9 protein-coding genes are annotated in these 8,969 nt (G+C 62.0%); 4 read left to right on the forward strand and 5 right to left on the reverse strand.

Annotated elements, in window-relative coordinates; genetic code table 11:
* Positions 1-25 precede the first annotated feature (25 nt).
* Positions 26-1,657, forward strand: a complete 1,632-nt coding sequence (locus APH42_RS22250; protein WP_060494224.1) for an ATP-dependent acyl-CoA ligase — start codon at positions 26-28, stop codon at positions 1,655-1,657.
* Positions 1,658-1,710: 53 nt separating this feature from the next.
* On the opposite strand, the gene APH42_RS22255 is transcribed toward APH42_RS22250, so the two are convergent.
* Complete coding sequence (locus tag APH42_RS22255) at positions 1,711-2,511, reverse strand: SDR family NAD(P)-dependent oxidoreductase (RefSeq protein ID WP_046785919.1); 801 nt, start codon at positions 2,509-2,511, stop codon at positions 1,711-1,713.
* A gap of 100 nt (positions 2,512-2,611) precedes the next feature.
* On the opposite strand from APH42_RS22255, the gene APH42_RS22260 reads away from it, so the two are divergent.
* Positions 2,612-3,355: a DUF2889 domain-containing protein gene (locus APH42_RS22260; RefSeq protein ID WP_060494225.1), complete on the forward strand. Its 744-nt coding sequence runs from the start codon at positions 2,612-2,614 to the stop codon at positions 3,353-3,355.
* 27 nt (positions 3,356-3,382) lie between these two features.
* On the opposite strand, the gene APH42_RS22265 is transcribed toward APH42_RS22260, so the two are convergent.
* From APH42_RS22265 to APH42_RS22280, 4 genes are all read right to left on the reverse strand, one after another.
* On the reverse strand, positions 3,383-3,958 hold the full coding sequence (locus tag APH42_RS22265) for an aromatic-ring-hydroxylating dioxygenase subunit beta (protein WP_046785917.1): 576 nt from the start codon (positions 3,956-3,958) through the stop codon (positions 3,383-3,385).
* A 92-nt stretch (positions 3,959-4,050) separates the two neighbouring features.
* A complete protein-coding gene (locus APH42_RS22270) occupies positions 4,051-5,451 on the reverse strand; it encodes an aromatic ring-hydroxylating dioxygenase subunit alpha (RefSeq protein WP_051095695.1) in 1,401 nt (466 codons plus the stop codon).
* A 113-nt stretch (positions 5,452-5,564) separates the two neighbouring features.
* The gene (locus APH42_RS22275) at positions 5,565-6,566 is read right to left on the reverse strand and encodes a fumarylacetoacetate hydrolase family protein (protein WP_046785915.1); all 1,002 of its coding nucleotides are present in this window, start codon (positions 6,564-6,566) and stop codon (positions 5,565-5,567) included.
* Entirely contained in the window at positions 6,563-7,264 is a 702-nt protein-coding gene (locus APH42_RS22280; protein ID WP_060494226.1) for an SDR family NAD(P)-dependent oxidoreductase, read from the reverse strand. Before APH42_RS22280 ends, APH42_RS22275 begins: the two co-directional genes overlap by 4 nt.
* Before the next feature lie 135 nt (positions 7,265-7,399).
* Between APH42_RS22280 and APH42_RS22285 the strand changes: the two genes are divergently transcribed.
* Both APH42_RS22285 and APH42_RS22290 read left to right on the forward strand, forming a co-directional pair.
* Positions 7,400-7,798: a Zn-ribbon domain-containing OB-fold protein gene (locus APH42_RS22285; RefSeq protein WP_046786390.1), complete on the forward strand. Its 399-nt coding sequence runs from the start codon at positions 7,400-7,402 to the stop codon at positions 7,796-7,798.
* Positions 7,798-8,969 (forward strand): thiolase family protein (locus tag APH42_RS22290; protein WP_060494227.1); only part of this gene is annotated, 1,172 nt, incomplete at its 3' end. The genes APH42_RS22285 and APH42_RS22290, both read left to right, overlap by 1 nt.

Here is an 8,969-nt window from a genome sequence, read left to right on the forward strand (position 1 = left end):
TTCGGGGCCTAAACGGAGAAAATTCATGGGTAGCAGTGGGAATCCAGACACTTGGGCGGTAGGAGAACGAGACACTGTCATTGATGCGCTAGACCGTGCAGTGGCAAGGCATCCGGAGCGAATCCTGCTGGATTTCAGCGGAGAGTTATACACATACGGTGATGTTGATTCACTTTCGACAAGAATGGCCAACGCCCTGGCGTCGCTCGGCATTAAGCCGGGTGAAACTGTACTGACCATGCTCGACAATAATATCGATGCGGTCATCACCTGGCTGGCCATCAACAAGCTGCGCGCGGTAAGCGTGCCGATCAACACGGCACTTAAGGGCGAGTTTCTGCGCCACCAGATCGCTGACACTGGCACCTCGCTGGTGATCTGCGAAGCTGCCTACCTGCAGCGCATCACACCGCTGGCAGAACAGCTGCATGACGTGCGCCACATTTTGCACCGCGGTACCCCCGACAGCGTGCCCGAGTGCGCGATCCGCATTACCGCGCTGGACAGCTATCGCGGCCAGGACGCCACCCCGCTGGCCACTAAGCCGCAACCTTCCGATCTCGCCTGCCTGATCTACACCTCGGGCACCACCGGCCCGTCCAAAGGCTGCATGATCAGCTACAACTTCATGTGTAACCTGGCCCGCCTGCAATTGCGTGCCGGACCTGCTAGTGCCGATGACGTCACCATCACACCGCTGCCGCTATTCCACATGAATGCCCTGTGCGTGTCGATCATCGCCAGCATTCTGGTGGGTGCACGTGCCGCCATCCTGCCGCGCTTTTCGGTGTCCGGCTTCTGGCCGGAAGTGGAACGCTCGGGCGCCACTATCGCCTCGATTCTCGGCGGCATGGGAGGGCTCCTCGCACAGGCGCCAGACAACGAGGCCATGTTGCGCTGCGTCGGGCAGATACACACCGCTCGCGGCAACCCCTATACCGAAGAAACCAAGAAGATCTGGCGCGAACGCTTCGGCACGCCGCTGGTGGGTGGCAACGGCTATGGCCTGACCGAAGCCTGCGTGATCACCTCGCTGGCAGCCGGCGAATATGCAGCGCCCGGCTCCTCGGGCAAACGCATTGCCGACTTCGATGTACGCATTGTCGACGACCTTGACCAGGAAGTCCCCCCTGATACCGCCGGTGAAATCGTGGTACGCCCACTGCGCCCGGACATCATGTTCCAGGGCTACTGGCGCCGGCCGGAAGACACCCAGAAGCTGATGCGCAACATGTGGTTCCATACTGGCGACATCGGCAAGTTCGATCATGACGGCTTCTTCTACTTTGTCGACCGCAAAAAGGACTATCTGCGACGCCGTGGAGAAAACATCTCCAGTTTCGAGATGGAGGCGGCCTTCGGCGTGCATCCTGCCTTGGCCGAAGTGGCGGTACATGCGGTGCCGTCCGACAAAGGCGAAGATGACGTGAAGGTCACTGCAGTTTTGCATGAAGGCGCCACGCTGCACCCCGAAGACCTGTTTCACTGGGCCGTGGAGACGGTGCCCTACTACGCCCTACCCCGCTACATCGAGTTTCGCCCCAGCTTGCCGAAGAACCCACAGGGCCGTGTTTTGAAATACCTGCTGCGCGACGAAGGCAAAACCTCTACTACCTGGGACCTCGAGGCTACCTCGATCAGCGTTGCCAAGAAGTAGCCGCTTCACCCAGCACGCGAAAAGCGCGGCACTAGCCGCGCTTTTTTTTGGTTTCAGTATTCGCGCACGGGGATGCCTTTGGGCCGAGAGTTGTAGCCAGGCAGGTGCAGACCGCCGTCGACGTGAATGGTTTCGCCGGTAATGAAGCGCGACATCTCGCTGGCCAGGAACACCACCACCGGACCGATATCGGCCTCAGGCTCGCCACAACGCCCCAGCGGGCGCATGGAAGCAGACATTTCAGCGAACCCCGGGTTCTCTGCCGCCAGCTTGTGGAAAGTGGCGCCCATCGCGGTGGGCGCGATGGCGTTGGTGCGAATGTTGAAGCGCCCCCATTCAGAGGCCGCGCTGCGGGTCAGCCCCACGATGGCCGATTTTGCTGTGTTGTAGTCGCCATGCAGCCAGGCACCGATCTCGATATCGATCGAGTAGAAGTTGATGATCTTGCCGCCCCCGCGCGCCTTCATGTGCGGGAGCGCCGCCTTCATCGCCCACCAGGCTGCCCACACGGTCGAACCCAGTGTCTGCGCGAGCATCGCATCGGTCTTGTCTTCCAGCAACACGTTGGGCGTGGGCGCAAACGCGTTGTTAACCAGTATGTCCAGGCCACCGAACTCGTCTACAGCCAGTTGCACCGCGGCTTCGATATCGGCCTTGCTGCAGACGTCCGTGCGAATGAACACCGCCCTGGCGCCAAGCGCCTTGAGATCCGCTACCACCGCTTCCCCGCTGGCTTCATCCAGTTCTGCGACCACCACCGCAGCTCCCTCTCTGGCGAAGTTCAGCGCGATGCCTCGGCCGATTCCGCCCCCTGCGCCGGTAATCAGCGCGACCTGTTCGTTCAGCAGGGCCATAACCGCTCCTTTTCTTGTTTTTAGTGAACATTAAAGTATTTAGTGTTCAAATATAGCCGATTTCAGCGACCCCTTACACCCTTTGCAAAAGGACACCAGGATGACTGTATTTCGACGCCGCGTAGACATCATTGCCCACGGAGACCACGTTCGTGCGGCCCTGGAAGATGATTTTCACCACTTTCGCGTATGGGCCAGCCACACAGCCGGCCATGTCACGGCCGTCGGTGGCGAAGCGCTGCGCTACCCCTATTCGCTGTGCCCGCAGGCTGGCGACCAACTGCAGGCACTGGTAGGCATGCCACTGGCGCGCATTGCGCATTCGGTCACCCGGCACACTGACGCCAGCCATCAATGCACCCACCTGCTCGACCTGGCCGGCCTGGCTATTGCGCGCGCCGCCCGCGGCACCGGCGAGCGGCGCTACGAGATCCAGGTCGGCGCACGTATCGACGGGCATACCCGCGCCAGTCTGAGCTGCAACAGCGGGCAGGTCCTGAGCTGGGAAGTGAACGGTACGATGATCGAAGGGCCGCCACCCTTTGCAGGGGTCAACCTTCGCGAAGGGATGGCGCGCTGGGCGCTGGGCACCCTCAGCGAAGACACCGCCGAAGCGTCGCTGCTTCTGCGCCGTTGCACGCTTATATCGATGGGGCGCGCCTACAACCTCGACGAACAAGCCCACGCCGTCAGCAGCGGTCGCTGCTACAGCCAGCAACCGGCCCGCGCCGAACAGGCACTGCGTATGCAGGGCTCGACCTTGGATTTCAGCAACAACCCACAGGCATTGTGCGCCCAGGACCAGGCGTGGCTGCGTGCCATGCCCGGTGACCACGCGGCGTGACACGCCGCGTGGCCTTTACACGACGCTTTAGAGGAAGATGGCCAGGTTGGGGGTGCCCAGCACCGCCTGGTCCAGAATCACCTCGCGCCGCGCCAGCTTGAACCCGGCCGCCCCCAGGCGCAGCACATCGCGCCGCTCACCGCTGATGATGTCGACGTGGTGGTCTTTGAAACGGCTGCGCGTGAGCAACAGGTAACTGGTGACCACGAACTCGTCAGGCTTCTGCGTTTCCTCCACGAACACGTTGGTCACCAGCCGGCGGGTACGCGAAGGCGGGTCTTCTGCCCAGGCGCTCTTGCCGGACAAGCGCAGGATGCGCCCCATCATCGAGCGGTAGTCGTCGTGGTAGTGCTGCACGCTGCGCACGATCGTGGTCTTAAGTTCCGAGGCCAGGCGCGTTTGGCGCAGCGGCACGGTGTAAACCAGGTCGGTGTCCAGGCGCTCGGCCCATTCCTGAAGGCGAATCTGGTCGAGCAAGGTGGCCTCCTCGAAAAGGAAGGTCACCACGTCGTTGTAGAGCGCCGACCCCACCGGTACTCGCCGTGTGCCGACCGGGGAGCCAGGCTGGATCTCCTCCACGCCGCGTTGCTGAACCTGCGTCATGAGCAATTCCTCATTGTTGTTCTTCTACTTGAAGGGTGACGAGTTGAGGCGACAGCACAAGGGCCGCTTCGAAAAGCGAGCCACCCCCATGCTCATGCCTCATCCGCGGCGGTCATCAGTTCGTGCCAGTACAGCCACCAGTGCCACTGCGTGTCGTCCTTGGTAAAGCCTTCGTTGACAATGCCCGGGCCGGGCCAGCCTTCAGGCGCACCCGTCTCGTAGCAGGCCTGATACTTGAGGGTGCTCTTACGCCCCATCGCGCCCTTGGCGGCCAACGTCATGTGCGGCCAGGTATCGGAGTCATCCTGCTCGACCATGCCGGAGGTGCCGAATAGTTGAATGGTCTGCTTGAGCATCTTGTCTCGCAGCTCTGGTGGCGCGTCCTTCTCGGCGAACACCCAGTTGACGAACTCCAACTTGTCAGGGCCTTGCGGCACATAGGCGTGCAGGGTCATGGAACCGACGACGCTTCCGTCGGGCTGTGGAATGTAGACAAACCCAAAAAGAATATTCGGGAACATTCCACCCACTTGTGGAGGCATGCTGGTGAGCACCTGCAACTGCTCGTCGCTCAGGTTGCGTGCCAGCTGCTCGACCATCCCGGCGGTCATGCCGGCAGGTGGCAGTGCTTCAAGCTTCTGCTGCACGCTCAGCTCGGCCGGGTCCAGGCCGGTAAGGCGCTTGATCTTGCGGGCTAGGTCGATGCAACGCAGGGCATGGCCATGCGGCGAGCTGATCTCGACACCGATCATTTCCGGGCTCAGGTCGGCGGTTTCACCCTCGCCCTTCTTCGCATAGTTGCCCACCTCGCCCAGCCAGCGGTGCAGGGTCAGGGTGTGGAAGCCGTCCGCGGCGGACTGCTCGCCAGCGGTTTTCCAGTTGGCGTTGACGATGAAGCGCTGAGGCGGACCGAGCACTTCCATGCCCTTGTCGGAACGACAGAACAGCATGTCGTAGTACCACTTAGCGTCGCCCAGAAACTCCTCGAAGGACGGCCCCTCGGTGTTCCAGGTGGCAAACACCAGGCCGCCATACAACGTGACCCGCGCCTTTTTCAGCCCCAGCTCCTCTTTAGGCATCATCTTGCCGTGCATGCACTCGCGCTCCACCGGCGAACCGATGAAATCCCCGTTCGGACGGAATGCCCAACCATGGTAGATGCATTTATGGATCTGGGTGTTGCCGCAATCGGCGGTGGTGATGCGCATGCCGCGGTGCGGGCACACGTTTAAGGTGACGAACACCTCGCCTTGTTTGCCACGGGCGACGATCACCGAGTCAGAACCCAGGTCGCGAACCATGAAGTCCCCGGCGTTAGGGATCTCCGTTTCATGGCCCAGCAGTACCCAGATCTTGCCGAAGATCTTTTCCATCTCCAGCTCGTAGATTTCACGGTCGGACAGCACGCGCATCTGCACTTCGCGAGTGTTGGGATAAATGAGGTCCGAGACCTTGGTTCCATCAGACAATACGGGGCTTGTTCTTGTTAGCATGATTGCCTCCTGCTCAGGGTGTCACGGCGGGCCCGCAACGAAATATAAGACACTTTATTAATTTTTGTACACTTAATTCACGTTCAAAAAAGTAGACCCTTGGCGGTTCAGTGTCAGGCCTCAGTAGCCGCCTTGCGGCCAACCTGGGTGCGCAGCATGCCGATACCGTCGATTTCCAGCTCGACCACATCGCCAGGCTTGAGGTAACGCAACTGCTCCAGGCCACAGCCGTTACCCACCGTGCCCGAGCCCAGGAACTCGCCGGGGTATAGAGTCTCGGAGCGCGAAACATGGGCGATCACGTCTTCAAATCGCCAGCGCATGTCCCGGGTGTTGCCACGCCCCCACTCCTCGCCGTTGACCCGCGCCACCATGTTAAGGTCGTAGGGGTCTCCCAGTTCATCCACAGTCACCAGGCATGGGCCCATGATGTTGGCAGTGTCGAAGTCCTTGCTCTTGGCTGGGCCGAGCATGCCGGGCATTTCCAGAGCCTGGGCATCGCGGGCGCTCATGTCGTTGAAAATGGTGTAACCGACGATGTGCGCGCCAGCGGCCTCACGACTGATGTCCTTGCCTCGCTTGCCAATGTAACAGCCGAACTCCAGCTCAAAATCCATCGCGCAGCTGAAGCTGGGCCACTGGAACTCGTCGTCGATGCCCACCACGGCAAAGCGGTTGCCCTTGTAGTAGATGGGCTGCTTGTTAAAGGTCTCAATCACTCGGTCGTCGGCACGCGTATTCATGGCCTTGAAGGTCGCTTCGGGATCGTCGGTACGCAGCGCTCGGGCACGCCGGGCGGCGGCAAAACTCTGGCGCAGGTGCAGTTCGAAACAGGAGCAATCGCGCATTTGCGGTGGTGGCTGGATCGGTGCTCGCAACTTGACCGCAGAGCGCTCCAGCACAGCCGCCGAGGGCGCCTTGGCTACCAGGGCGCGGGCCAGCTCCAGCGCCGCATCACCGCCTTCGACCAACGCAAGGATGCTACCCAGAGCGGCGCTGTCGCCCCCTTGCATCACCCGATAGGCCGATTGCAGATCGAGCACCTGGCGGTCCTGGTCGAGCAGTGCACCGGCACGGTCAACGCCATTGGCGTCCGTATAAGTGACCAGCCTCATACCCGACCGCTCACAGGCAATAACGCGCCGGTCACGACGGCCGCTTCATCGGACAATAGGAACGCGACCACCCCCGACAGTGCCTGCGGGGTCACCCAGCGGCTGCTGTCGGCGTCAGGCATGTCAGCGCGGTTGGCTGGGGTGTCGATGATGCTGGGCAATACCGCGTTCACCGTCACGCCACGGTCTTTCAGCTCCTCGGCCAGGGCTTCGGTCAGCCGGGCCACCCCCGCCTTGGAAGCAGCATAGGCGCCCATGCCGGCAGCGGCCTTGACCGATGCCAGCGCGCCGACATTGACGATTCGCCCGGCGCCGGCCTGCAGCAGGTAAGCCAGCGCCGACTGGGCGCTTACCACGGCGGTGCGCACGTTCATCTGGTACAGACGGTCCCAGGTGTTCAGGCTGCCACCCTCGAGGGTTTCCCAGGCAAACCCGCCGGCGACATTGACCAGGCCATCGACGCCGCCCCAGTGCGCTGCCACCTGTTCGAAGGCGGCAGCGGCCGACTCGGTCGAGGTCAGATCGACGCCGCCCAGCCGCAGCAGGTTGTGCGTATCGAGCAGGTCGGCAGGTGCCTCGCTGCGGTCCAGAAGGGCCACTCGCGCGCCCTGCGCCAGCAAGTACTTGCCCAGCGCGCTGCCCAAGACACCGAAACCGCCCGTGACGACTACCCTTTTGTCCAGTAATGACTGGGACATAGCCAAATCCTCTTGTTGTTTTACCGCGCGAACGGTCGATTCGTGCTTTCGCCTGAGCCAATATATGACACTTTTCCAAAATATGTGCAAATGATACTGTGTGGATCCATGTCAAACATTCACCACGGACTGCTGATGCCTAGAAAACTCCCTGCACTGAACGCCGACAACCGCGCCTTCTGGCAAGGCGGTGAAACGGGCCAGTTACTGATCCACCGCTGCGCCGCGTGCAGCCGCTACTTTCACCCGCCTGCTCCGCTCTGCCCGCAGTGCGCCAGCTTTGAGGTGGGCCCCGAAGTGGTGTCTGGCCGGGGCAAGGTGCTCAGCTTCACCATCAACTATCAGGGTTGGACGCCCGACCTAGAGGTACCCTACGTGGTGGCGATCATCGAACTCGCCGAACAGGCCGGCTTGCAGTTCATCAGCAACGTAGTGGGCATGCCGGTCACGGATGTGCACATCGACATGCCGGTTCGGGTCAGTTTCCTCAATGTCGAGGACGTGTGGCTGCCCCTGTTCGAGAGGGCTCAATGATGTTCGATCACCGTTACGAAAAAGACGTGGCCATCACCGGCATCGGCCAGTCGGAAGTCGGCCGGCCGTCGGACAAATCAGCCATGCGTCTGACCCTCGATGCGTGCCTGCAAGCGATTGCCGACGCTGGGCTGCAACGCAGCGATATCGACGGGGTGGCCTGCTGGCCCGGCGACAACAACAATGGCGACCCGTTTTCCCCGGTGGGGCCCAGCGCACTGAAGAGTGCACTGGGGCTCAACGTCAACTGGTTTGGCGCAGGCTACGAAGGACCGGGTCCCCTGGCTGGGGTGATCAACGGGGCGATGGCGATCGCCGCCGGGTTATGCAAGCATGTGCTGGTGTTCCGCACCATCACCGAAGCCTCGGCACGCGCAGTCAACCGCCAGGCCGGCGCCTTGACCGCCAAAACCCAGGGCCGCGACAACAGCTACGCCTGGCAATGGTTCACCCCATTCAATGTGCATTCGGGAATCAACCTGATGGCCCTGTATGCCCAGCGCCATTTTCACGAGTACGGCACCCGCCCCGAGCAACTGGCACAGATCGCCCTCACCTGCCGACGCAATGCCATGCGCAACCCCAAGGCGGTGTACCGCACGCCCATGACGATGGACGACTACATGAACGCGCGGATGATCTCCTCGCCCCTGCGCCTGTTCGACTGCGATGTGCACTGCGATGCCTCTACCGCGATCATCCTGTCGCATCGCGATGTCGCCCAGGATCTGCCGAACAGGCCGATCCGCATCGAGGCGATGGGCGCCGCGCTGAACCAGCCCTGGTCGTGGGACCAGATTTCACTGACCCGGATGGCCGCCTTCGATGTCGGCCAGATGATGTGGGCGCGCACCGACTACACCCCGCAGGACGTCGGCTCAGCGCAGCTGTACGACGGCTTCTCAATCCTGACCCTGATCTGGCTGGAAGCCCTGGGTCTGTGCCCGGTGGGTGAAAGCGGGTCCTTTGTCGAAGGTGGAGGGCGTATCGCGCTGCAAGGCAGCTTGCCGATCAACACCAATGGCGGGCAGTTGTCAGGCGGGCGCACCCACGGGCTGGGCTACGTGCACGAGGCGTGCCTGCAACTGTGGGGGCGCGCCGAAGGCCGGCAAACCCGCGACCATGGCGTCAGTACGGTGGCCGCAGGCGGCGGCCCGCTGGGGGGCAGCTT

Origin of the sequence: Pseudomonas sp. NBRC 111140 (assembly GCF_001320885.1) — a bacterium.
Classification (GTDB): Bacteria; Pseudomonadota; Gammaproteobacteria; order Pseudomonadales; family Pseudomonadaceae; genus Aquipseudomonas; species Aquipseudomonas putida_P.